The sequence below is a fragment of the Micromonospora halotolerans genome (assembly GCF_032108445.1).
Lineage (GTDB): Bacteria > Actinomycetota > Actinomycetes > Mycobacteriales > Micromonosporaceae > Micromonospora > Micromonospora halotolerans.
In genome coordinates this window covers 2,375,603-2,397,761 of record NZ_CP134876.1, presented here as the reverse complement: position 1 = coordinate 2,397,761, position 22,159 = coordinate 2,375,603, and the positions used below count along the sequence as shown (strand labels likewise).

Annotated in this window: 23 protein-coding genes and 1 tRNA gene; 13 read left to right on the top strand and 11 right to left on the bottom strand. The window is 73.2% G+C overall.

The features are described 5' to 3' along the window. Nucleotides 1–26: 26 nt before the first annotated feature. Complete coding sequence (locus RMN56_RS32640; protein WP_376787292.1) at nucleotides 27–1,511, bottom strand: hypothetical protein; 1,485 nt, start codon at nucleotides 1,509–1,511, stop codon at nucleotides 27–29. A gap of 94 nt (nucleotides 1,512–1,605) precedes the next feature. Between RMN56_RS32640 and RMN56_RS11335 the strand changes: the two genes are divergently transcribed. Together RMN56_RS11335 and RMN56_RS11330 are read left to right on the top strand one after the other, a co-directional pair. Beyond that, the gene (locus tag RMN56_RS11335) at nucleotides 1,606–2,316 is read left to right on the top strand and encodes a PASTA domain-containing protein (RefSeq protein WP_313723767.1); all 711 of its coding nucleotides are present in this window, start codon (nucleotides 1,606–1,608) and stop codon (nucleotides 2,314–2,316) included. Nucleotides 2,317–2,417: 101 nt separating this feature from the next. Then, a complete protein-coding gene (locus tag RMN56_RS11330; protein WP_313723766.1) occupies nucleotides 2,418–3,341 on the top strand; it encodes a PASTA domain-containing protein in 924 nt (307 codons plus the stop codon). 3 nt (nucleotides 3,342–3,344) lie between these two features. Here RMN56_RS11330 and RMN56_RS11325 read toward each other — a convergent pair whose 3' ends face one another. Both RMN56_RS11325 and RMN56_RS11320 read right to left on the bottom strand, forming a co-directional pair. After that, entirely contained in the window at nucleotides 3,345–3,788 is a 444-nt protein-coding gene (locus RMN56_RS11325) for a hypothetical protein (protein ID WP_313723765.1), read from the bottom strand. Nucleotides 3,789–3,888: 100 nt separating this feature from the next. Then, the gene (locus RMN56_RS11320; RefSeq protein ID WP_313723764.1) at nucleotides 3,889–4,176 is read right to left on the bottom strand and encodes a hypothetical protein; all 288 of its coding nucleotides are present in this window, start codon (nucleotides 4,174–4,176) and stop codon (nucleotides 3,889–3,891) included. A 630-nt stretch (nucleotides 4,177–4,806) separates the two neighbouring features. On the opposite strand from RMN56_RS11320, the gene RMN56_RS11315 reads away from it, so the two are divergent. From RMN56_RS11315 to RMN56_RS11305, 3 genes are all read left to right on the top strand, one after another. Beyond that, nucleotides 4,807–5,688, top strand: coding sequence for a helix-turn-helix domain-containing protein (locus RMN56_RS11315; RefSeq protein WP_189197556.1), 882 nt, complete (start codon nucleotides 4,807–4,809; stop codon nucleotides 5,686–5,688). Next, nucleotides 5,658–5,879 (top strand): DUF397 domain-containing protein, encoded by a 222-nt coding sequence (locus RMN56_RS11310; protein ID WP_313723763.1) that lies wholly within the window; start codon nucleotides 5,658–5,660, stop codon nucleotides 5,877–5,879. Before RMN56_RS11315 ends, RMN56_RS11310 begins: the two co-directional genes overlap by 31 nt. A 156-nt stretch (nucleotides 5,880–6,035) precedes the next feature. Further along, on the top strand, nucleotides 6,036–6,434 hold the full coding sequence (locus RMN56_RS11305; protein ID WP_313723762.1) for a hypothetical protein: 399 nt from the start codon (nucleotides 6,036–6,038) through the stop codon (nucleotides 6,432–6,434). Here RMN56_RS11305 and RMN56_RS11300 read toward each other — a convergent pair. From RMN56_RS11300 to RMN56_RS11285, 4 genes are all read right to left on the bottom strand, one after another. Beyond that, the gene (locus RMN56_RS11300; RefSeq protein ID WP_313723761.1) at nucleotides 6,402–7,004 is read right to left on the bottom strand and encodes a hypothetical protein; all 603 of its coding nucleotides are present in this window, start codon (nucleotides 7,002–7,004) and stop codon (nucleotides 6,402–6,404) included. The genes RMN56_RS11305 and RMN56_RS11300 overlap by 33 nt on opposite strands. 284 nt (nucleotides 7,005–7,288) lie before the next feature. Then, a complete protein-coding gene (locus tag RMN56_RS11295) occupies nucleotides 7,289–8,095 on the bottom strand; it encodes a WecB/TagA/CpsF family glycosyltransferase (RefSeq protein ID WP_313723760.1) in 807 nt (268 codons plus the stop codon). Beyond that, entirely contained in the window at nucleotides 8,092–9,201 is a 1,110-nt protein-coding gene (locus RMN56_RS11290) for an NAD-dependent epimerase/dehydratase family protein (protein ID WP_313723759.1), read from the bottom strand. The genes RMN56_RS11295 and RMN56_RS11290 overlap by 4 nt, the downstream gene beginning before the upstream one ends. Nucleotides 9,202–9,272: 71 nt before the next feature. Next, nucleotides 9,273–9,358 (bottom strand) — tRNA-Leu (locus RMN56_RS11285). A gap of 209 nt (nucleotides 9,359–9,567) precedes the next feature. Between RMN56_RS11285 and RMN56_RS11280 the strand changes: the two genes are divergently transcribed. The 7 genes from RMN56_RS11280 (at nucleotide 9,568) to pknB (ending at nucleotide 18,476) form a co-directional block, all read left to right on the top strand. Further along, nucleotides 9,568–10,356 carry an FHA domain-containing protein gene (locus tag RMN56_RS11280; RefSeq protein WP_026267912.1) on the top strand — a complete coding sequence of 263 codons (789 nt, stop codon included), beginning with the start codon at nucleotides 9,568–9,570 and terminating at the stop codon, nucleotides 10,354–10,356. Between the two features lie 6 nt (nucleotides 10,357–10,362). Beyond that, nucleotides 10,363–10,848, top strand: a complete 486-nt coding sequence (locus tag RMN56_RS11275; protein WP_074315675.1) for an FHA domain-containing protein FhaB/FipA — start codon at nucleotides 10,363–10,365, stop codon at nucleotides 10,846–10,848. After that, nucleotides 10,845–12,290, top strand: coding sequence for a PP2C family protein-serine/threonine phosphatase (locus RMN56_RS11270; RefSeq protein WP_313723758.1), 1,446 nt, complete (start codon nucleotides 10,845–10,847; stop codon nucleotides 12,288–12,290). Before RMN56_RS11275 ends, RMN56_RS11270 begins: the two co-directional genes overlap by 4 nt. Nucleotides 12,291–12,375: 85 nt before the next feature. After that, nucleotides 12,376–13,812, top strand: coding sequence for an FtsW/RodA/SpoVE family cell cycle protein (locus tag RMN56_RS11265; RefSeq protein ID WP_376787318.1), 1,437 nt, complete (start codon nucleotides 12,376–12,378; stop codon nucleotides 13,810–13,812). Next, nucleotides 13,809–15,311 carry a peptidoglycan D,D-transpeptidase FtsI family protein gene (locus tag RMN56_RS11260; RefSeq protein WP_313723757.1) on the top strand — a complete coding sequence of 501 codons (1,503 nt, stop codon included), beginning with the start codon at nucleotides 13,809–13,811 and terminating at the stop codon, nucleotides 15,309–15,311. Before RMN56_RS11265 ends, RMN56_RS11260 begins: the two co-directional genes overlap by 4 nt. 1 nt (nucleotide 15,312) lies before the next feature. Continuing rightward, nucleotides 15,313–16,659 (top strand): serine/threonine-protein kinase, encoded by a 1,347-nt coding sequence (locus RMN56_RS11255; RefSeq protein ID WP_313723756.1) that lies wholly within the window; start codon nucleotides 15,313–15,315, stop codon nucleotides 16,657–16,659. Next, entirely contained in the window at nucleotides 16,656–18,476 is a 1,821-nt protein-coding gene (pknB, locus tag RMN56_RS11250) for a Stk1 family PASTA domain-containing Ser/Thr kinase (RefSeq protein WP_313723755.1), read from the top strand. Before RMN56_RS11255 ends, pknB begins: the two co-directional genes overlap by 4 nt. Nucleotides 18,477–18,498: 22 nt before the next feature. Here pknB and RMN56_RS11245 read toward each other — a convergent pair whose 3' ends face one another. The 4 genes from RMN56_RS11245 to RMN56_RS11230 are packed head-to-tail and all read right to left on the bottom strand — an operon-like array spanning nucleotide 18,499 to nucleotide 21,662. Then, a complete protein-coding gene (locus RMN56_RS11245) occupies nucleotides 18,499–19,149 on the bottom strand; it encodes an aminodeoxychorismate/anthranilate synthase component II (protein ID WP_313723754.1) in 651 nt (216 codons plus the stop codon). Nucleotides 19,150–19,153: 4 nt separating this feature from the next. Further along, nucleotides 19,154–19,432: a hypothetical protein gene (locus RMN56_RS11240; protein WP_313723753.1), complete on the bottom strand. Its 279-nt coding sequence runs from the start codon at nucleotides 19,430–19,432 to the stop codon at nucleotides 19,154–19,156. A 2-nt stretch (nucleotides 19,433–19,434) separates the two neighbouring features. Beyond that, nucleotides 19,435–20,859, bottom strand: coding sequence for a class E sortase (locus RMN56_RS11235; RefSeq protein WP_313723752.1), 1,425 nt, complete (start codon nucleotides 20,857–20,859; stop codon nucleotides 19,435–19,437). Beyond that, entirely contained in the window at nucleotides 20,856–21,662 is an 807-nt protein-coding gene (locus RMN56_RS11230) for a DUF881 domain-containing protein (RefSeq protein ID WP_313723751.1), read from the bottom strand. The genes RMN56_RS11235 and RMN56_RS11230 overlap by 4 nt, the downstream gene beginning before the upstream one ends. Before the next feature lie 231 nt (nucleotides 21,663–21,893). Here RMN56_RS11230 and RMN56_RS11225 point away from each other — a divergent pair, with 231 nt between their 5' ends. Beyond that, nucleotides 21,894–22,157, top strand: coding sequence for a cell division protein CrgA (locus RMN56_RS11225; RefSeq protein WP_091316105.1), 264 nt, complete (start codon nucleotides 21,894–21,896; stop codon nucleotides 22,155–22,157). Nucleotides 22,158–22,159: the final 2 nt, after the last annotated feature.

Sequence of the window (22,159 nt, the reverse complement as noted above, 5' to 3'; positions counted from 1 at the left end):
CGCCCGCCGCTCATCGGCGGCCGGCGTCAGCGGTTGCGGCGGCGGGCCTTCGGGTCGGTGGCCGGCGCGCTCGCGGCGCTCTCCGCCGCGCTCGCCGGCCCGCTCCCGCCCGGGGCCTCCGCGGTCTCCGGGTCCGCCGCCACCGGATCGGCGCCGGTCCGGGCCGGCTCGATGCGGATGGTCGAGCTGGATTCCGGGCGCCGCTGGGGCGGCACGGCCCGGCCACGCCGGCCACCCGCCACCGCCCGCGCGGTGTCGTCCGGTGTGCCGGCGGGTGCCGCCGCATCCCGTCGATCCGCCTTCGCCGGTTCGCCGACCGTGCGCGCGGACGGGACCGGCTCGCCGCGCCCGCCCCCGGAGGTGACCGGCCGGCCCGGCTCGCCGACCGGCGTGACGGGCTCGCTGATCGGGTCCGTCCCGCCGGCCGGGCTCTCGGCACCCGGCGAGGCCGGGCCGGCACCGGCCGGGCGGCGCCCGAAGAACCGGCGTGCCGGCTTGTCTTCGGTCGGCCTGTCGTCGGTCGGCCCGTCCTCGGCGGATTCACCGGTCGGCGGGTCGTCGTCGGGGGCCGTCAGCTCGTCCGCCGCCCCGGTGCGCTGGCGGGGCACACGGACGCCGGCCCCCTCGGGAGGGCGGCGCCCGGCCCGCTGGGCCAGCGCGGCCATCAGGACCGAGCCGCCGATCCCGGCGATCACCGCGTACGGGGCGATCAGGTGGGCCGACACCTGTTCGGCGGCGATCCCGGCGAGCCTCGGCACGGCGAGCAGGTAGGCCAGCGCGACCAGCAGCGGACCGGCCGCCCCGGAGGCGGCCGCCCCGACCCGCCGCTCCGGCACGCGGACCGCCCGCCGGGCGGCCAGTACCCCGATCAGCAGGGCGGAGCCGAGTGAGAGCAGTGCCCCGGGCCAGTAGAAGTAGTCGCGGATCCAGAAGCTGCCGCTGTCCGCGCTGATCTGCCAGATGCCGAGCTGGGCGGTGGTCAGGCCACGGCCGGAGAGAACCCCGTCGACCACCGACACCACGGCGAGCAGCCAGAGCCAGCCGGTGGTGGCGATGAGGTTGGTGGCGGCGGCCCGGGTGTGCAGCGCCCACGTCGCGAGCAGCACGCCGAGCACCAGCCCGGCGGCCGCGTACCCGGCGGCCACGGCCTGCGGCGACGACGTGTCCGGCACCCGGGCGGCCCGGGCCGGCACGGCCACCAGCAGGACGGTGATCACGGCGCCCACCCCGGCGGCGAGCGCCAGGCCGAGTCGCGGCAGGCTGCCCGCCGGCTCGTCGTCGTCGGCGCCGCGCAGTCGCTGGGCGCAGACCGCGCCGGCGATCACCGAGGTCGCGGAGATCCACGTGGCCCAGGCGAGGCTGGCCACCCAGGCCGGATCGACGCGGGCGGCGCCGGCCGGCGCCCAGTTGATGATGCCGAGCCCGTAGCCGAAGCCGAGCTGTGCGGCGCCCGTACCGGCGGCGACGCCGAGCGCGGCGGCGGTCGATCCTCCCCAGCCCCGTCTGGCCATGCCGGGGAGCGTAGCGTCCCAAGGTCGGCGCGGCGAGTGGTGGCGGAGCCCGGATCGGCCGCGAGGGGCTTGGTGGCGCCGGATACGGTCGCCGGTGACTGAGGCGAGGGACGTGATGACGGACGAGGGGTACCCGGACGGGCAGCCGGGTGTACGCGCCGAATCCACGCGGGACCGGACCCGGCTGCTCCTCGGTGGCGGCCTGGCGATGGTCCTGCTGGCGGTGATCGGGGCGAGCGGCGGCTGGATCCTGGCCGGCGAGCCGGACGGGCCGACCCCGCCGCCGGCGGCGGGCCCCACCGCACCCACGGTCGACGCCACCACTCCGGCCGCCGCGGAGCCGAGCACCGGAGACGACCGGCCGACCGGTACGCGCACCACCAAACCCGCAGGCCTGACCGTGCCGCAGCTGGTGGGCACCGACTTCGAGCAGGCCCGCCGAGAGCTGCGGGACCGCAAGCTCGGCTGGCGGCTGGTGTTCGGCAGCGGCTCCGGCCGTACCGTCCAACGCACCTCGCCCGACCCCGGCACTCCCGTGAAGCGCGGCGTCACCGTCACCCTCTGGGTCGCCGGCCCGGCGCCGACCGTCGCCGTGCCCGACCTGCTCGCCCAGGGCTGTGCCGACGCGGCGGACGACCTGGTGGCGGCCGGTCTCTACCCCCGCTACCGCACCGGCCGCCAGGGTCCGGTCACCGCGCAGGACCCGGTACCCGGAAGCGCGGCCCGGTGGAACGACCCGGTGACGCTCACCTGCGGCGACGACCCTTCCACCGCGCCGACCGCCAGTCCGCTCCCCTCGCCGTGACGGGGGGAGCGGCGCGCTGATGCCGGCCGATGGTGTGGCGGACGGCTACCGTGGACGGCGGAGGGCCAGGCCGCCCTGTCCCGGTGGGGAAAGGACGTGCGATGAGCGACGACCGCCAGGAGCCGCCCGCCGAAGACCCGGACGCCACGAGGGCCCTGCCTCCCGACCCGGACGCCACCCGCGCCACGCCACCCGACCGCCCCGCCACGCCAGAGGACGCGGACGCGACCCGTGCGATGCCGCGTGGCCCGTCCCGGGGCGAGGATGCCGATGCGACGCGCCCGATGCCGCGAAACCCGGCCGGCGCCGAGGATGCCGACGCCACCCGGGCGATGCCGACGAACCCGGCCGGCGGCGGGGGCGCCGACGCGACCCGCCCGATGCCCCGCGGGGACGGCGGTGCCGGAGCGCGGCGGCCGATCGACGCCACCGCCCGTGAGGAGCCGGTCAGTCCCGCCTGGTCCGGGCGCGCCGGAGTGCCGCCACCCCGGCCGGCCGGGTACCCGGAGCCCGGCAGCGAGTGGTACCCGGAGGAGCAGTCGGGTCGTCGCTGGTGGATGCCGATCCTGCTGGGCGTCCTCGCGCTGGTGCTGATCGCGTTGATCGGCCTGGGTGTCTGGCTGGCGCTCCGCGCGGCGGACCGCGGCGCCGAGCCGGGCCTGGCGCCCTCGACCGCGCCGAGCACCGCCCCACAGACCAGCGCGACGCCGAGCACGGCCGCGCCGAGCAGCTCGCCGCCGAGCAGCCCGCCGACCACCACGGCGGCCGCCGAGGTGCCGATGCCGCCGCTGGTGGGGCTGCCGGAGTCCGCCGCCCGGGCAGCCCTCGACCGGCTGGGCGTGGACTACCGGGTGCGGTACCGGACGTCGGACCGGCCGGCCGGAACGGTGATCGACACGAGTCCGGAGGCCGGTGAGCCGGTCGCCGAGGGGGACCGGGTCAGCATCGTGGTCGCCCGGGCCGCGGAGCCGACGACGGACCCCACCACCGCGACGCCCTCGCCGACGGCCACCGCCACCGGCTGAGCATCACCACTGGCGGCGGCGGGTGCCGACCAGGCCCAGCCCGGCCAGCGAGATGCCGAGGCCGAGCAGGCCGGAGTAGAACAGCGACCGACTGAGTTCGGTGGCGGCCGACGGGTGCTCCGCGAGCGCGGCCTCCCCGGCCCCGGTCCCGCCCCCGGCATGGTCGGGGGTCGGCGGGGGGACGAGGTCGCCGGCCCGCGCGTCGGCCACCGGTGGATCGACCCAGGCCGGCCCGTCCTCCTCCGTGGCCGGCCGGTTGCCCTCACCGGCCACGGTGATCTCCGGAGCCGGTACCGGCTCCGTCAACTCCTGGGTCGCGGAGAAGGCGGGGTGGCGGACCACGAGCGCGAGTGCGGTCGCGACGCCGAGGAACGCGAGGAGCCCGAAGGCGTAGCCGATACGGGACCGGTGGTGCCGCCGCGCGGCGGGCAGATTGACCATGACCATCCCAGGTTCAGGGTCCGGGGCGCGCGGGGTGGAGCGTTTGCCGGGGTGGGCGTACCGATTCTATGGCCGGCGGTACGCCCCCCGACCGGGATTCGTGAGGTCAGCCGACCCGGACCGGAGTCCGGACCACCGGACGGCGGGCCGTCCGGACGGTGTGCGGGCGCGGTGCCGGTGCGGCCTGGAGGTGCCGCAGCCCCTCCTGCTGTACGAAGATCGACCGCCGGTTGACCGCGTCCCCCGCCGCGTTCAACTCGTAGCCGTCGAGCCAGAGCCAACCGTCATAGGTCGGCCAGTCGAGCACCCGGATGACCCGGAACATGATCGGTCGGAGGAACTGGACACTCGCCGCGCGCGTCACGTGCAGTACGTCACCGGAGCGGGGAAGCACATGGGCTCCTGGGAAGGATCGGCCGGCGGGCGGCCGGCGTGGGCTGATCTGGGGGACAGGTCGGTCCGGTGACGGGGGATCTACCTCGTGGACCGGCTGATCAGTGGGTCGGTGCTGGTCGGGCCGTACCCGCGGTGGCGGACCGCCACCCGACCATCACCCGGCTGCTCCCGGTTACCGCTCCCGCCGCCACAGCCAAGCTGGCGTGCAGCGGCGGGGTCTTCATCCCGGGGCAGGTCACAGGGCGCGGGACGGCTCCCCTCCCGCCGTCCCGCGGCCCGTGGGTGCGACCACGCCCGGAGATCATGCGAAGACGGTGAGTAACCCGTGCCATACCGACAGAGTGCATCAGCGACGTGCTTCATGCAAGTTGCACGTCGACTTTTGCCGATACGCGAGCAGGACACGTGAACGGGACGCTTGAAGCCTCAGGTCCCGGGGCGGCACACTGGACGCCGGCTTCGCCCGTCGCGGCCGGTCGATGACCGGCACCACCCCCTGCCGCGAACGCTCGCCCGCCGTACGCCGGTCGCGCCCACGGCGGGTGTGAAACCGGGCGCGACCGACCGGAGGTAGCCGGGTGCGCGCGAGGAGCGGGAATCCCCATCCATCGTCCCGTGGGGTGACGTCGTGAGCGAACGGCGCAGCCCGACCATCCGGCGTCGACGCCTGGGGGCGGAACTCCGCCGGCAGCGGGAAGCCGCCGGCATCACCATCGAGACGGTCGCCGAGCAGCTGGAGTGCTCGGCCTCCAAGATCTCCCGTATCGAGACCGGTCACACCACCGCGACACCCCGGGACGTGCGGGACATGCTCCGCATCTACGGGGTGGTCGGCGCCGAGAGCGACGAGCTGGTGCAGATCGCCCGCGAGGCCCGGCAGAAGGGCTGGTGGCATCCGTACAGCACGGTGCTGGTCGGGGCGTATGTGGGACTGGAGGCGGCGGCCAGCTCGATCCGGGCGTACGAACAACAGGTCGTGCCGGGCCTGTTGGAGACCGAGGAGTACGCGGGGGCGATGATCCGGGCCGCTCGGCCCGACTTCACCGCCGAACAGGTCGAACAGCGGGTGCGTGTCCGACTGGGCCGTCAGTCGTTGTTGACCCAGGACGATCCGGTCGATCTGTGGGTGGTGCTCGATGAGGCGGTGCTGAGCCGGCCGGTTGGCGGCGACGCGGTGATGCGTGGCCAGCTCAAACGGCTGGTGGAGGTGGCCGAACTGCCGAACGTGACGTTGCAGGTCCTGCCCTTCGAGGTGGGCGCGCACGCCGGCATGGACGGGACCTTCACGATCCTCAGCTTCCCCGAACCGAGTGATCCCGATGTCGTGTACGCGGAGAACGCCACGGGTGGGCTCTTCCTCGAGAAGAGCGACGAGCTACAGAAGTACAGCTTCATCTTCGATCACATTCGAGCAGCGGCCATTCGCCCGGAGGAATCCATCGCACACATCGCAAAACTGGCAGAGGAGCCGTTGTGGAAATGGCGACCAAGGAGTTCCCCGTGGACCTGACGCAGGCGACGTGGTTCAAGAGCTCCAAGAGCGGGCCGAACTGTGACAACTGTGTGGAGGTCGCGTATGTGACCGGGGCGGTCGGCGTCCGGGACTCGAAGGACAGGACGGGCCCGGCCCTAGTCTTCGCCCCGGGTGACTGGCACGCCTTCGTCGCCGGCGCCAGGGGCGGTGCGTTCGCCGGGCACTGACCCGGTGACCCGCCCCCAGAAGCGTGGTCCCGCCCGGCAGCGTCGCCGGGCGGGACCATTTCGTCTGCGGCCGGCCGGTCCCGGGCACCCGTCGCCAGTTCCGTTCCGCCTCGTTGAACCGCACAGATCGGCAACCGAGCGAGGCAGGCGAAACGGATGACGACGATCGGTTCAGAGAATCTGACCAACGGCCCGGGCAAGCCCGAGCGGTTCGGTGGCAAGTACCGCGGGGCGCGCCGGGACAGCGTCCTCACCGAGGTGGGCTCCGGCGACGCCGAGATCGGCCGGGACGCCGCCGCGCCGGAACAGCCCGGCCCGCCGCTCTCGCTGCCGTCGCTCGACCCGAACCCGCTCACCGAGCCGTCCTTCCCGCCGACCGGCTGGCCGATGGAGCAGCAGGAGTCCCTCGTGGACCATCCGCTGCTGCGCGGTCTGCTGATGGAGCTGCCGCCGAAGGGCAGCGTGCCCCCGCCGGGCTGGCTGGACCGCTGGTTCGAGGCGACCCGGGCGATCCTGGAGCTGCTATACGTGCAGGGGGCGCCCCGCCCGCGCTGACGCCGTGGCCGCCGGCGGCAGCGCCCGCTCGGCGAGGCGGTTGTGCCGGAGGGCGTGGCGTACCCCGATCGCGATCACACCGAGCACCGCGACGGTGATCGCGGGCCCGGTGACGGCCGGTCCCGCGAACAGGTCGACTCCCGCGGCCGGCAGCACCGTGCCGAGCGCGGCCAGCGCGGTCACCTGGAGCGGCAGCCCGATCAGGGGATGCGCCGCGGCCGCCCGCAGCCCGTGCGGCGCCGGGGTGTCCGGCGCGGCGGCGAACGCGCCCGCGCCGGCCCGCAGCCACCGGACCCGGCGTACCGTGCAGACCGCGACGACCAGCGCCGGGGCCGCCGCGATGGTGAGCCCGGCGGCGGCCCGGTCGAGCGCCGTCGCCCCGGCGCTCTGCAGGCCCACCGCGAGGACCGTCGCGGTCAGCGCCAGGCCGGTGAGGACCAGGGCGGACAACCATCCGGTACGCCGTCGCAGCGCGCGGGCGCGGTCCAGCCGGGGCAGCCCGTCCGCCACCACGCCGGCGGCCAGCCAGACGGCGGCGACGGGGAGCAGCACGGTGAGAGGCTCGTCCATGATGTCCAGCCTGGCCCGGATCGACGCCCACCGAATCCGGGGCGGCACCCCGGTTCCTCCCGTACGCCTCCCGTAGGGGTCATCCCGTCGGCGTTATGGCGGATCCGGCATGTTCACAGCGTCCGCACCGCTGACCTAGCCTCTTAACGACCGGTCAGCGTCGATCGGCCCGCTGCAGACGCCGAGCGTCGTCGACGACACGGCGGTGAACGTCCCCTGAGCCAACCTCTCCCACCGGCGTCCGGCGGTCCCCCTCGGGGCGACCGCCGGACGTCGTTGCGGGCTCAGACGTCGAAGGTGGCCGGGCGTTCCGTGGCCGGGGGCGGCGGGGTGGCCTTCCACACGCCGGTCTTCTGCGCGGCCAACCGGGCCAGGTAGGCCGGGTTGAGGATGACGTAGCGGCGCCAGAGCCGCTTCGGCTCCAGGCCGAGCCGCCAGAACCACTCCAGCCCGGCCCGCTGCATCCACGGCGGCGGGTTGCGCAGCAGCCCCGCGTGGTAGTCGAACGCCGCGCCGACGGCCATCAGCGGCATGTCCAGCAGCGGCCGCATGGCGTAGGTGAAGACCTCCTGCCGGGGGCAGCCCAGCCCGACCAGCACGAGCCGGGCGCCGCTGGCCTTGATCCGGTCGGCGATCTCGGCGTCCTCGCCCGGCTGGAGCGACCGGAACTTGGACGGCTCGACGCCGGCGATCTTCAGCGCCGGGAACTTGTGCTCCAGGGCCGGGACCAGGCGGGACAGGGTCGCCTCGGTGGAGCCGTAGAGGTAGACCGGCAGCCCCTCGGCGGCGAAGCGGGCGAGCACCCGCAGGGTGAGCTCCGGCCCGTAGACCCGGTCGGTGAGGCCGGCGCCGTGCAGCAGGTTGAGCGCCCAGCGCACCGGCTGCCCGTCGGGGGTGACCACGTCGAAGGAGTTGAGCCGGGCGTTGTGCGCCCGGTCGAGCACCCCGGTCATCACGCCGTGCACGGCCAGCGCGGTGAGGGCCAGCGGGCGGCGGTCGTGCGCGGCCGCCACCACGGCCTCGGTCGCCCGGGCGTAGTCGGTCGCGTCGACGAGTACGCCGAGCACGTTCCGCTTGGTGCCGGTGGTCATGCCTTCGGCACCCACTTGTCGACGTTCGCCTCGTAGATCTCGCGCAGGATCATCGGCACGTCGTAGGTGATCTTCCAGTTCGGGTAGTGCTCCTCGAACCGGGCCATGCTGCTCACGTACCACTGGTGGTCGCCGGTGCGGGCCTGCTCGACGTAGTTGATCTTCGCTACCCGGCCGGTGATCTCCTCGGCGATCCGGAACGCCTCGATGTGCGAGGTGTTCGAGTGCCGGCCGCCGCCGAGGTTGTAGACCTGCGCCGAGCGCGGCTCGCGGAAGAACGCCTCGAACGCGGTGAGCACGTCCCGCGAGTGGATGGCGTCCCGGACCATCTTCCCCTTGTAGCCGAAGAGGTTGTACGTCCGGCCTTCCATGACGCAGCGCATCAGGTAGGCCAGGAAGCCGTGCAGCTCGGCGGCGGAGTGCGCCGGGCCGGTCAGCGTGCCGCCCCGGAAGCAGGCGGTCTTCATGTCGAAGTACCGGCCGTACTCCTGGACCATCACGTCCGAGGCGACCTTCGAGGCGCCGAAGATCGAGTGCAGCGACTCGTCGATCGACATGTCCTCGGTGATGCCGTCGTACCAGTGGTGGTCCTCGGGCAGCTCGTAGCGCGTCTCCAGCTCGATGAGCGGCAGCGTGTTCGGGCGGTCGCCGTAGACCTTGTTGGTGGAACAGTGGATGAACGCCGCGTCGATGGCGTGCCGCCGGGTGTTCTCCAGCACGTTGAGCGTGCCGCCGGCGTTGACGTCGAAGTCGGTGTACGGCTCCTTGGCGGCCCAGTCGTGGCTCGGCTGGGCGGCGCTGTGGATCACCACGGCGATGTCCGAGCCGTACTTCTTGAAGACCTGCTCCAGGCCGTCCCGGTCCCGGATGTCCACGGCGTGGTGGGTGTAGGCACGGCCCAGCTCGCCGGCGAGCCGGTCGAGGCTCCAGGCGGTCGAGCCGTCCTCGCCGAAGAAGTAGCGCCGCATGTCGTTGTCGATGCCGACCACGTCGAGACCGAGCCCGGCGAAGTGCCGGGCCGCCTCGGAGCCGATCAGACCGCCCGAACCGGTCACCAACGCGACACTCACACGCCACTCCTGGTCCATCGGGGGCAGGGAAACCATCGGAGCATAGCGTGACGTCCGGCACGCCCCGATACGGCGCGAGGGCCCCGCTGAGTGCGGAGCCCTCGTGATGGTGGGGAAGGGGGGAGTTGAACCCCCACGCCCTTTCGGGCACACGGACCTGAACCGTGCGCGTCTGCCATTCCGCCACTTCCCCGTGGCTTGACCTGCAACACCGTATCTCATCCCGCTCCCACCGTCTGCGGCGGGTGCCCGGACATATTACGCTGTTCCCGGTCATCGCCACGAGCGATCACCGTTCGTGGCGGACGAAACTTTAGCACGATCGCGGGGCTGGTCACGAACGGGCCGCCGGCAGCCGGCCGAGCGGCGTGTGAGCTGCGGAGGCGGTGTCCGGATACCATCATTGCCTCGGGACCCGAGGAGGAGCCGGTGAGCGTGCTGCAACGCTTCGAGAAGCGTCTGGAAGGCCTGGTCGAGGGGGCCTTCGCCAAGGTCTTCAAAGGGGTGGTCCACCCCGTGGAGATCCTCAACGCCATGCAGCGGGAGGCCGAGGCGCACAAGGCGATCCTGGCCGGTGGGCGCACGTTGGTGCCCAACCGCTACGTGATCGATCTCTCGCCGTACGACCACAGTCGGCTGGCGCCGTACGCCGCCGCGCTGGCCCAGGAACTGGCCCAGTCGCAGGCGGAGTTCATCGGCGAGCAGGCGTGGACGGTCTACGGCGACGTGATCGTCGAGGTCGAGCGTGGTGAGGGGCTGGACACCGGAATGTTCCGGGTCACCGCGGAGGTCTACACCGGCGGCGACGTCGCCCCGGTCTCCGCGCCCGGTGGCTACGACGCCGGTCCGGCCTACCCCGCCTACGACCAGGGCGGCGGCTACGGCCCGCCGCCGGGGCACGGCGGTGGCCGCAACGTCCGGCTCGTGTCCGGCGACGGCCGCACCTACCCGCTCCAGATGGGCTCGACGGTGATCGGCCGCGGCGACCAGGCCAACCTGCGCCTGCCCGACGTCGGCATCTCCCGGCGCCACGCCCGGCTGGACTTCGACGGCGGCCAGGTCGTGCTGACCGACCTGGGCTCCACCAACGGCACGATGGTCAACGGCCAGCGTGTCTCCGCGGTCGCCCTCAACCCGGGCGACATGATCCAGCTCGGCACGACGACCCTGACCTTCCGCGTGGACGGCTGACCCGCGTTGCCGGAACTCGTCATCACCGTCGCCCGGTTCGGGTTCCTCATCCTGTTGTGGATCTTCGTGTTCACGGTGGTCGGGGTGATCCGCCGGGACCTCTTCGCGGGGGCCCGGTCGGGTCGCCTGGTGGCCGCGCCACGCGCGGTCGGGGCGTCGACCGGGCAGGCGGCGAAACCGGCGAAGGTGAAGCGGGGCAGGGCTGCGCACCAGCTGGTGGTCACCGCCGGTCAGCTGGCGGGCACCCGGATCACCCTCGGCGAAGCCCAGATCACCATCGGCCGGGCCGAGGACTCGACTCTGGTGATCACGGACGACTACGCTTCGGCGCGGCACGCCCGGCTCGTGCCGCGCGACGGGCAGTGGTTCGTCGAGGACCTCGGATCGACTAACGGCACCTACCTGGACCGCGCTAAGGTCACCGGACCAACCCCCGTCCCCCTCGGCGTGCCGATCCGGATCGGCCGCACTTCCCTCGAATTACGGCCATGACTCTGACCCTGCGCTACGCGGCCCACAGCGACCGCGGTCTGATCCGAGACGGTAATCAAGATTCCGTCTACGCCGGGCCGCGGCTACTCGCCGTTGCCGACGGCATGGGCGGCATGGCCGCCGGTGACGTCGCCAGCAACATCGTCATCGGTGCCATGGCGCCCCTGGACGAGGACGTCCCCGGGGACGCCCTCGTCGACGCGCTGCGTTCCGCCGTCGGCACCGCCAACCAACAGCTCCGCGACACCGTGGACGCCAACCCGCAGCTGGAGGGCATGGGCACCACGCTCACCGCGACCCTCTTCTCGGGCAGCAAGCTCGGCATGGTCCACATCGGTGACTCGCGGGCCTATCTCCTGCGCAACGGTGAGTTCGCCCAGATCACCAAGGACGACACGTACGTCCAGATGCTCGTCGACGAGGGCCGGATCAGCGCGGAGGAGGCGAGCAGCCACCCCCAGCGCTCGCTGCTCACCCGGGCGCTGGACGGCCGGGACATCGACCCGGAATACAGCGTCCGGCAGGTGCTCCCCGGCGACCGCTACCTGATCTGCTCGGACGGCCTGTCCGGTGTGGTCAGCGCGGACACCATCGCCGACACGATGCGCGAGTACACCGACCCGCAGCAGTGCGTGGAGCGCCTCGTGCAGCTCGCCCTGCGCGGCGGCGGCCCGGACAACATCACCGTGATCATCGCGGACGCCACCGACCAGGACATCGTCGAGGCGTCCCCGATCGTCGGCGGCGCCGCCGCCCGGGACCGCGGCATGGCCACCTCGGCCGACGTCTCCACCCCGGCGGCCCGCGCCTCGGCGCTGTCGGCTCCCCGTGCGCCCGCGCCCGAGGAACCGGCGGACAACCGCGACGACGAGCCCGAGCGGCGTCGCGGGCACCCGCTGCGCACCGCGGCCATGCTGCTGGCGTTGCTGGTCATCGTCGGGGGCGGCCTCTTCGGCGGGTGGAGCTACACCCAGCGGCAGTACTACGTCGGTGCCACCGACGACGGGCAGCTCGCCGTGTTCCGCGGCGTCCCGGGCCAGGTCGCCGGGCTCGACCTCTCCAACGTGCACGCCACCAGCGAGGCCAAGCTCGACGACCTCACCCTGGCCGCCCAGGAGCAGGTCAAGCAGGGCATCCAGGCCAGGAGCGAGCCGGACGCCGAGCGCCGGCTGGCCGAGCTGACCAGCGACGACCCGGCCAACCCGAACCTGAAGCCGCTCTGCCCGCCCAGCCCGACGGCCGGACCCGTCAGCCCGACCCCGTCCGTGGCCGGCAGCCCGTCGGCGCCGGCGGTCAACGGCAGCGCCGTCCCCACGGCCACGGCCACGGCCACGGCCACGGTCGCCGTGACTCCGACGCCGACGCCGACCACCACGCCCGACGCCGGCCCCTCCGACACGGTTCCGCCGGTCGACCCGGCCGGCTGCCGGTCGCCCGAGTGAGCGCCGGCTCGACCCCGAGGACACATCCGTGACCGCAGCCGCCGCACCGGCCGCCTCGCCCGCTTCGACGGGCGAGCAGCCCGGCGTGCGCCTGGCCCGGTCCCGGCGCAACGCCGAGCTGTCCCTGCTCCTGCTCGCCATGGTCCTGGTGGCGGCGTACGCGGCGACGGTCGAGGCGAACGTGCTCGACACGGTCACCCCGGACTTCTGGATCCCGGCCGCCGCGCTGGGGCTGGTCTTCCTGGGCCTGCACCTGGTGATCCGGTGGCTGGCGCCGTTCGCGGACCCGGCGCTGCTGCCCGCGGTGGCCCTGCTCAACGGCATCGGCGTGGGCTTCCTGCGCCGCTACGACCTGGCCGAGGCCGCCCCAGAGCAGCGGGAGACCCTGGGCATCTTCGCCGGCTTCGGCGGGCAGCAGCTCGCCTGGACGCTCGGCGCGGTGGTGCTCGCCGCCGGGCTGCTGGCGGTCATGCGTGACCACCGCTCGCTGTCGCGCTACGCGTACACCCTGGGGCTGGCCGGCATCGTGCTGGTGATGATCCCGGCGGTGCTGCCGGCGCGGTTCTCCGAGCGGAACGGGGCGAAGCTCTGGATCATCGTGCCCGGGCTGGGGCAGATCCAGCCGGGTGAGTTCGCCAAGCTCGCCCTGCTCGCCTTCTTCGCCTACTACCTGGTCCGCAAGCGCGAGGTGCTCTCGCTGGCCAGCCGCCGGGTGCTCGGCGTCGACTTCCCGCGCGGCCGGGACCTCGGTCCGGTCCTCGTGGTCTGGTTGATCAGCCTCCTCGTGCTGGTCTTCGAGAAGGACCTGGGCACGTCGCTGCTCTACTTCGGCATGTTCGTGGTGACGCTCTACATCGCCACCGAACGGGTGAGCTGGCTGCTCATCGGCCTCATCCTGTTCTTCGGCGGCGCCTACCTGGCGTACGTGCTGGGCGACACGGTGGGGGGCCCGTTCGCCAACTTCTACGACCGGGCCCAGATCTGGCTGGATCCCTTCGCCGAGCCGTACGACCGGGGCTACCAGCTGGTCCAGGGCCTGCTCACGCTCGGCACCGGCGGCCTGTTCGGGGCCGGCCCGGGTGGCGGCCAGCCCACCCTGCTGCCCGAGGTGCAGACCGACTTCATCTTCGCCGGCATCGGTGAGGAGATCGGCCTGTTCGGCCTCTCGGCGCTGCTGGTGGTCTACCTGCTGATCGTCGAGCGGGGGCTGCGCGCCGCGCTGGCGGTCCGGGACTCGTTCGGCAAGCTGCTCGCCGGCGGCCTGGCCTTCACCCTGGGCCTGCAGGTCTTCGTCATCGTCGGCGGGATCAGCAAGCTCATCCCGCTGACCGGCCAGACCACCCCGTTCCTCTCCGCCGGCGGCTCGTCGCTGATGGCGAACTGGCTGCTGATCGCGGTGCTGCTCCGGGTCTCCGACGGCGCTCGCCGGCCGGTGACCGGAGGCGGTGGCCCGGCGGCTCGGCCCTCGGGCGGCCCGCCGGAGCAGCTGCACGGTGCCCCCACGGAGGTGATCCGGCCGTGAACGCACCCCTGCGCCGCGTCGGCGTGGTCGTCATGATCCTGTTCGGGTTGCTCTTCGCCAACCTGAACTGGATCCAGGGCTACAAGGCCGACGAATACCGCAACAGCGACTACAACGGCCGCGTCCAGGTCGCCGAGTACGACCGCAAGCGCGGCAACATCGAGGTCGGCGGCACCGCGGTCGCGCTCAGCAAGGAGACCGACGGCAAGCTGAAGTTCCAGCGCACCTACCCCGGTGGCGCGATGTACGCGCACGTGCTCGGCTACAAGCCGGTCAACCTGGGCGACACCGGCATCGAGCGGCTGGAGAACGACTTCCTCGCCGGCACCAGCGACCAGCTCATCGCCAACCGCATCAAGGACATGTTCACCGGTGACCAGACCGGTGGCGGCAACGTGCTGCTGACCCTCTCGAAGCGGGCCCAGGAGACGGCGTACAAGCAGCTCAACGACAACCAGGTCGGTGCCAAGCGCGGCGCGGCCATCGCGATCGACCCGCGGACCGGGGCGGTGCAGGCCCTGGTCTCCATGCCGAGCTTCGACCCGAACCCGCTGGCCAGCCACGACACCAGCAAGGCCACGGCGGAATACAACAAGCTCGACAAGGACAAGGACCGGCCGCTGGCGAACCGCGCGCTCGCCGAGACCCTGCCGCCCGGCTCCACCTTCAAGATCGTGGTGGCCGCGGCGGCGCTGGAGAACGGCGTCACCCAGCAGACCGAGATTCCGGCCGGGTCGACCTACACGCCGCCGACCTCGGGCACGCCGATCCGCAACGCCGCCCCGACGATCTGCCCGGAGTCGCAGGTCACCCTGCGTGAAGCGGTGACCGAGTCCTGCAACACCGGTTTCGCCCGGCTCGGCGGCCGGCTCGGCGCCGACAAGATCAAGGAGAAGGCTCGCGCGTTCGGCTTCGAGGAGGACGACCTCACGGTCGGCGAAGCCGGTGAGAAGGGCGGCCTGCCCGTGGCGGCCAGCCGCACCGGCGACATGCAGAACCCGGACGGCAGCACCGACCCGGCCGCGCTGGCCCAGTCCTCGATCGGCCAGAACAACGTCCGGATGACCCCGCTGCAGGGCGCGCTGATCGCCGCCACGGTCGCCAACGGCGGCAGCCAGATGCGGCCGTACCTGGTCAAGCAGTTGCTCGGACCGGACCGCACCACCGTCTACGACGCCGCCAAGCCGCGCGAGCTGCGCCGGCCCGTCAGCGGCCCGGTCGCGGCCGACCTGCAGGACATGATGCTCAACGTGGTGAAGGAGGGCACCGGCCGGAAGGCCGCCATCGAGGGCTACACCGTCGGCGGCAAGACCGGCACCGCCCAGTCCGGCCCGAACACCCCCGACCACGGCTGGTTCATCGGCTTCGCGCTGGACAAGAACGGCACCCCGGTCTCGGCGGTGTGTGTCGAGCTGGAGCAGGCGGGCAGCGGCGGCAGTGCCGAGGCGGCCCGGATCGGCGGCCGGATCATGGCGGCGGCCATCGCGGAAGGCCGCTGACATGCTCAGCCCGGGTGTGCAGCTCGGCAACCGCTACCGCCTCGACGAGCGGATCGCCAGCGGTGGCATGGGCGACGTCTGGCGCGGCACCGACCAGGTGCTGGGCCGTACGGTCGCCGTCAAGAGCCTGCTCCCCGCCCTGCTCGACGAGCCGGGTTTCGCCGAGCGCTTCCGCGGCGAGGCGCGCACCATGGCCACCATCAACCACCCCGGCGTGGTCGACGTCTACGACTTCGGCAGCGACCAGCAGATCGCCTTCCTCGTCATGGAGTACGTGGAGGGCGACGCGCTCTCGTCGACGCTCAGCCGGGTCGGCCGGCTCACCCCGGCCCGGACCATGGCCCTGCTCGCCCAGGCCGCCGACGCGCTGCACGCCGCCCACGAGAAGGGCATCGTGCACCGGGACGTGAAGCCCGGCAATCTGCTGGTCCGACCCAACGGCACGCTGGTGCTCACCGACTTCGGCATCGCCCGTTCCGACCTGGTCGGCCAGCTCACCGCCGCCGGCTCGGTGCTCGGCACCGCCTCCTACATCTCGCCCGAGCAGGCCACCGGCGCCGTCGCCACCCCCGCCTCCGACGTGTACGCGCTCGGGGTGGTCGCGTACCAGTGCCTGGCCGGCCGGCGGCCGTTCGAGGGGGACAACCCGCTCGAGATCGCCATGAAGCACGTGCGCGAGACGCCCCGGCCGCTGCCCGCCGACATCCCGCCGCAGGTGCGGGCCATCGTCGAGCGGGCCCTCACGAAGGACCCGGCGGCCCGCTGGCCCAGCGCCGCCGCGCTGGCGAGCGTCGCCCGGCAGGCCAAGCTCGCCCTGTCGCAGCAGGCGCGGGGCGGTCACCCGATCTCCGGCGTACCCGCCTCCCCGGCCGCGCCGGCCGCGCGGGCGCAGGTCCCGACGGCCACGCGACCGCAGCCCCGCCCGCCCGCGGTGGCCGCCCGACCGCCGGTGGCGCCGCGCCCGACCGCGGTGGCGCCTCTCCCGCAGCCCCGCCCGCCGGTGGCGCCGCGCGGTGCGGCGGCCGTCCCGCCGCCCCGGCAGCCCAACCCCCTCGGGTACGCCCGACCGCCGGTCGCGCCCGCCCCGCGCCGGTCCCACGCCGGACGCTGGGTGCTGGCCATCGTGCTGGCCGTGCTGATCCTTGTCTGTTCCGGGGTCATTTCCTACCAAATCCGGGACAACGCAGCGGCCGGTGACCCCGGCGCGCTTGCTCCGGTGAGCGTGACCTCCGGCGCGGTGCGGGCCCACGGGGGCGACTATCCGGTTCCCACGTCGTACCGTCGTGAGGTACGGCTCCGGCCGGCTGGCGGCGAGACGACGACGAGCGAAGGACGAGAGACGCGATGACAGCGCAGGCCCGCCTGCTCGGTGGCAGGTACCAGGTCGGCGAGCTGCTCGGCTACGGCGGCATGGCGGAGGTGCACCGCGGTCGCGATCTCCGGCTCGGTCGGGATGTCGCGATCAAGATGCTCCGGGCCGACCTGGCCCGGGACGCGACCTTCCAGATGCGGTTCCGCCGGGAGGCGCAGAACGCCGCCTCGCTGAACCACCCGGCCATCGTCGCCGTGTACGACACCGGCGAGGAGACCGCCCCGACCGGCGAGACGCTGCCGTTCATCGTCATGGAGTTCGTCAACGGGCGGACCCTCAAGGAGGTGCTCGGCGCCGAGGGCCGGCTCCAGCCGCGCCGGGCGCTGGAGATCTGCGCCGACATGTGCGCGGCGCTGGAGTTCAGCCACCGGCACGGGATCATCCACCGGGACATCAAACCCGGCAACGTCATGCTCACCCAGACCGGCCAGGTCAAGGTGATGGACTTCGGCATCGCCCGGGCGCTGGCCAGCGGCGCCACCACGATGACGCAGACCAGCGCGGTCATCGGCACGGCACAGTACCTCTCTCCCGAGCAGGCGCGCGGCGAGGCGGTCGACGCCCGCTCCGACGTCTACGCGGCCGGCTGCGTGCTCTTCGAGCTGCTCTGCGGGCACCCGCCGTTCGTCGGTGACAGCCCGGTCAGCGTCGCCTACCAGCACGTACGGGAGCAGCCGCCCACGCCGAGCACCATCAACCCGGACGTCAACCCCGCCGTGGACGCCATCGTCCTCAAGGCGCTCTCCAAGAACCCGCTGAACCGCTACCAGAGCGCCGGCGAGATGCGGGCGGACCTGCTCCGCGCCGCCGCCGGCCGGCCGGTGCTGGCCACCCCGGTCATGCCCGTCGAGGAGACCATGCCGATGGCGCCGGCCGGTGCCGGCGGCTACCAGCAGACCCAGGTGATGGGCCCGCAGACCCGCCAGCAGCCGCCGGCCCGGGTCGGTGACGCGCGCAAGCGGAAGAGCTCGGCCTGGGTGATCGCGACCTTCGCCGCGCTCGGCGTGCTCGCGGTGATCGCCCTGGCCACCGCCCTCTGGCTCAACCAGACCGGCGCCGAGAAGGTGAACGTGCCGCAGCTGCAGGGCCGGACCCAGGCGGAGGCGCAGGCCGCGCTCACCCAGGCCGGGCTGCGGTTCACGGCCGGCGACCCGGTGCAGAATGCCACCTGCCAGAGGGGCACCGTGGTCGGTCAGGATCCGGCCTTCAACCAGCGGGTGGAGAAGAACACCGCGGTCACGGTCCAGATCTGCGGCGGCCCGAAGCAGGTCACCATCCCGGACGGGCTGGTGAACTCGCAGTTCAAGAACGTGAAGCAGCAGCTGGAGAAGCTGGACCTCAGGGTCGATTCCGACGACGTCGACAGCAGCCTGCCCATGGGGACCGTTGTCGACGTCGATCCCAATGAGGGCAGCACGGTCTCCGCGGGGACCGAGGTGAAGGTCAAGGTTTCTCGGGGCAACGTCAACGAGGTGCCCGACGTTGTCGGCTTCCCCGAGGACCAGGCGGTCCGGCTGCTGGAGAACGCCGGCTACAAGGTGCGGACGCTGGAAGGCGAGGAGGTCACGCCGGACAAGGCCGGCAAGGTCAGCCGACAGACTCCCAAGGGCAATACGAAGCTGGCTCGGAACGAGCGGGTGACGATCTATGTGGACGTCCCCGCGCCGGAGCCGACCGACAGCGCCAGCCCGGGCACCCCGTCGCCGGGCACGACGCCGACGACCCCGGGCACCGGGGGCGGCGGGGGCTTCCCGTTCCCGACCACGCCGCCCGGCCGGTTCGACCAGCCCTGACCCTGACCCTGACGCGTCGCCGTCAGGCTGCGGCGAACGCGGCCCGGCGGCGGGCGTCGACCTCGGCGGCGAGCTCCGGGGCCCGCTCCAGGGCCTCGGGGTAACCGCAGACGGCCAGCCAGTTGGCCAGCATGAGGTGGCCACCCTCGGTCAGCACCGACTCGGGGTGGAACTGGACGCCCTCGATCGGGAGGGTGCGGTGCCGCATGGCCATGACCACGCCGGAGCCGGTCCGGCCGGTGACCTCCAGCTCGTCGGGCAGCGTCTCGGGCAGCACGGCGAGCGAGTGGTAGCGGGTGGCGGTGAACGGGTCGGGCAGGCCGGCGAGCACACCCACCCCGTGGTGCCGCACGTCCGAGGTCTTGCCGTGCAGCAGCTCCGGCGCCCGGGTCACGGTCGCGCCGAACGCCTCACCGATGGCCTGGTGGCCGAGGCAGACCCCGAACAGGGGGAGCTTGCCGGCGTACTCCTTGATCACGTCGAGGCAGATGCCGGCGCGGTCGGGGCTGCCCGGCCCGGGCGACAGCAGCACGCCGTCCGCGCCCGCCCGGCCCACCTCGGCGACGTCGATCTCGTCGTTGCGCCGCACCTCGCACTCCACGCCGAGCTGGCCCAGGTACTGCACGAGGTTGAAGACGAACGAGTCGTAGTTGTCGATCACGAGGACGCGCATCGGGTCACCTGCTCGGGGTGGAGGGCGGGGCGTTGTTCGACTCGGTGCTGTAGGGGATCTCCTCCTCGGACGGCCGCTCGCTCGGCTCGGTGAGCCCGCCGCCGTCGTCCCCCGGCACGCCGGAGTCCTGGGTGACCTGCACGTCGTCGAAGGGCAGGAGGGGTTCGGCCCACGGGAAGACCACGAACCACAGCAGGGCGACGGTCGCGACGGCCAGCAGCACCGAGCCGATCAGCTTTCCAGGGAGCCCGAGCGGCAGCTTCCGCCAGATCCAGCCGTACACGCTCAGCCCTCCAGCTCGGCCGGGCGACCCGCCGCCTTGGTCTGGACGTGGTCCAGGCGGGCGTGGATGATCAGCCGCTGGTAGTTGTCGAACTTGGGGTTGCAGGTCGTCAGGGTGAGCAGCTTCTCGGTCGGCCGCTCTTTCGGCTTGCCCGGCACCGGCGCGACGACCTCGACCTGGTACGGCTTGACGATCCGCTGCTGGTAGACCTTGTAGATAAACCACTCGGTCTGCGTCTCGACCACGACCGCGTCGCCCGGGCGCAACTCGTCGAGGCGCCAGAAGGTGGCCCGGATGCGGTGCCCGGCGATGGCGAAGTTGCCCACCTGGCCCGGCATGGCGCTCTTCGGGTAGTGGCCCGGGGCGTACCGGATGTCGTCCGGGCTGACCCCCTCGACCACCACCCAGTGCTTGTCGAACTTCGGGAGGTAGAGCCCGGCGACCGGCTTGCCCTCGGCGGGCGGCTTCGGTTTGGCGCTCGGCCCGGTCGTCGGCCCGACCGTCGGGTCCGCCCCCCACTCCTGGGCGAGCTGGCTGCTCAGGTCGTTCTGGTGGGCGTCGACGATCACCGCCTTGCCCCAGATCTCGTAGCCGGCGAAGAGCAGCACCACCAGGCCGAAGGTGATCAGCACCTCGCCGGTGCCGCGCACGATCGAACGCAGCCGGGAACCGACGGTGGGCCGGGTCAGCTCGGAGTAGACGCTCTTGTATCCCTCGCCGGTCTGCTCCGGCCGGAGCTGCACCACCCGCTCCCCGCGGCGGGGCTGCGGCGGCTCGGCCGGGGTGCCGCCCGGGTCGCCGTCGCCGGTGTCCGGGATCGGGGGCACCGCGCCCATCAGCGCGGTGTGGTCCAGCGCCGCCGGACGGGCCGGCGGGCGGCTGACGGCCGGGATCAGCGCGGTCGCACCCGGGTCCGCCGGGCCGTTCGCCGTGGGACGCGCCCCCTCGGCGCGGCGGGGTTCGACCGGGTTCCCGGCCCGCTGGCGATCGCGCCGGTCGCCGAGCGGGGGGATGAACGCGGTCGGCGCGTCACCGGGGCTGGAGGGCCGTACCTCGGCGGTCGGCGGGTCGAGTCGGCGCCCGGGGGCCGGCCGGTGCTGGTCCTGCGCGGCACCCGGGGGACGCCGGTCGCGGGGGGCGGCGGGGTTCTGGGGCGCGGTGGGTGGCGGTGACACCGGCGGCGTGGTGGGGGCGGGCGGGCGGTTGCGGTCGCCCGGCCAGGCCGGCGGCGGGGCCGCGGGCGGGCGCTGTCGCGCCGGCGGCTGCTCGGTGGCCGAGGGTGGCGCCGCCTGGTCCGGCCAGGGCAGGTCGAGCGGGGGGCGGGGCGGGGCGGGTGCCGGCCGGTCGACCTTCGGGAGGAAGGCGGTGGGGTCCTCGCTCGGGTCGCGATGGCGCCCGTCACGCTCCCGGGGATCGTCCCGGGTCACCGCGGCACCTTGGCCGACTGCAGTGCGGTCGAGTCCTCGAACGCCGGCACGGTGACCGCGGAGACGGTCTCGGTGTAGCCGAGTTGGTAGTGGTCGACGGCTTCCCTGAACAACCGGACTCCCTTGGACGCGGCGAGTTCCCGCTGGAAGGCGGCAGGGTCGCCGATTGCCACGATCTTGAAAGGAGGGGAGTACACCCGGCCGTGCAGCAGCAGAGTGTTACCGACGCAGCGTACCGCGCTGGTGCTGAGCACGCGGACATTCATGATTGACATGGCCTCCGCGCCGCCCGCCCAGAGCGCGTTCACGACGGCCTGGACGTCGCTCTGGTGGACCACCAGGTCGTCGTTGCTCGCACCCTTGGGCAGGCTCTGGTCGGCGCGTCGGGGCGCGTCGTTCAGTTCGATGGTGATGCCGTTGCCGGTGAGCGCGGTGAAACCGGCGGCCTGGCGGGTGGCGGCGGCCCGGTCCTGCTGCGCCTTGATCGGGCCGTCGGCGCCGGCCAGGGCGCCGGTCTGCTCCTCGACCCCGGCGCGCAGCCGGGCGGCCTTCGCCTCGCTGGCCGCGACCTGCTCGCGCCGGTCCTCGATCAACTGGGTGAGCTGGGGCCGCCGGTCCTCCCGCAGCGGGGTGCCGCCGGCGGTGGTCGCGGTGGTGGTGAAGAGGAGGCCGGCCGCGGCGGCGATCAGGGGTACGCCGATCGACCAGCCCGGGCGGCGCTGGCGTGGCCGGCGCGGCAGCAGGCCGACCACCGCGCGCCGGAGGACCTTCTGCCAGGAGGCGGCGCCGGACGTGTACTCCACCGGGCGTTCCCTTTCCCGTCGTCTCGTTCCGGCCCGCGATGGCGCGGACCGGTCTGCTCGACCCGAAAAGTCCCGCTCTTTTCGGTCACTCCGTGCACCGGCCTGACCCCATTCGTGGCCTGGAGGGTCCGGCCGGACTACGCTAGCTGTCGAACATTATTGGCCATGGACCGTCGCCCCCGCGCCCGGTTGTCAGGCCGGACGAGGTCGTACCCCCCTCTGGAGAGCGTCGTGCCCAAGTCTCAGGTCCGCAAGAAGAAGGTGTACACCCCGCCGACGGACGTGCGTCCGACGGCGACGGCGGCGACGCGCAAGCCTAGCCCGGTCTGGCTGCCGATCACCGCGGTCGCGCTGATCGTGGTGGGCATCGGGTGGCTGGTCGTCTACTACCTCTCCGAGCAGGCGTACCCGGTCGCCTCGTGGGGGTACTGGAACCTCGCCGTGGGCTTCGGCGCGATGGTCTCCTCGCTGATCCTGCTCTCCCGCTGGCGCTGACC

Bases quoted from the DNA above. Each gene is read 5' to 3' on its own strand.
- RMN56_RS11305 (WP_313723762.1), top strand. From the start codon at position 6,036: ATGACGACGATCGGTTCAGAGAATCTGACCAACGGCCCGGGCAAGCCC.
- RMN56_RS11255 (WP_313723756.1), top strand. From the start codon at position 15,313: ATGCTCAGCCCGGGTGTGCAGCTCGGCAACCGCTACCGCCTCGACGAG.
- RMN56_RS11325 (WP_313723765.1), bottom strand. From the start codon at position 3,788: ATGGTCATGGTCAATCTGCCCGCCGCGCGGCGGCACCACCGGTCCCGT.
- RMN56_RS11330 (WP_313723766.1), top strand. From the start codon at position 2,418: ATGAGCGACGACCGCCAGGAGCCGCCCGCCGAAGACCCGGACGCCACG.
- RMN56_RS11245 (WP_313723754.1), bottom strand. From the start codon at position 19,149: ATGCGCGTCCTCGTGATCGACAACTACGACTCGTTCGTCTTCAACCTC.
- RMN56_RS11295 (WP_313723760.1), bottom strand. From the start codon at position 8,095: ATGACCACCGGCACCAAGCGGAACGTGCTCGGCGTACTCGTCGACGCG.
- RMN56_RS11300 (WP_313723761.1), bottom strand. From the start codon at position 7,004: ATGGACGAGCCTCTCACCGTGCTGCTCCCCGTCGCCGCCGTCTGGCTG.
- RMN56_RS11270 (WP_313723758.1), top strand. From the start codon at position 10,845: ATGACTCTGACCCTGCGCTACGCGGCCCACAGCGACCGCGGTCTGATC.
- pknB (WP_313723755.1), top strand. From the start codon at position 16,656: ATGACAGCGCAGGCCCGCCTGCTCGGTGGCAGGTACCAGGTCGGCGAG.
- RMN56_RS11290 (WP_313723759.1), bottom strand. From the start codon at position 9,201: ATGGTTTCCCTGCCCCCGATGGACCAGGAGTGGCGTGTGAGTGTCGCG.
- RMN56_RS11310 (WP_313723763.1), top strand. From the start codon at position 5,658: ATGGCGACCAAGGAGTTCCCCGTGGACCTGACGCAGGCGACGTGGTTC.
- RMN56_RS32640 (WP_376787292.1), bottom strand. From the start codon at position 1,511: ATGGCCAGACGGGGCTGGGGAGGATCGACCGCCGCCGCGCTCGGCGTC.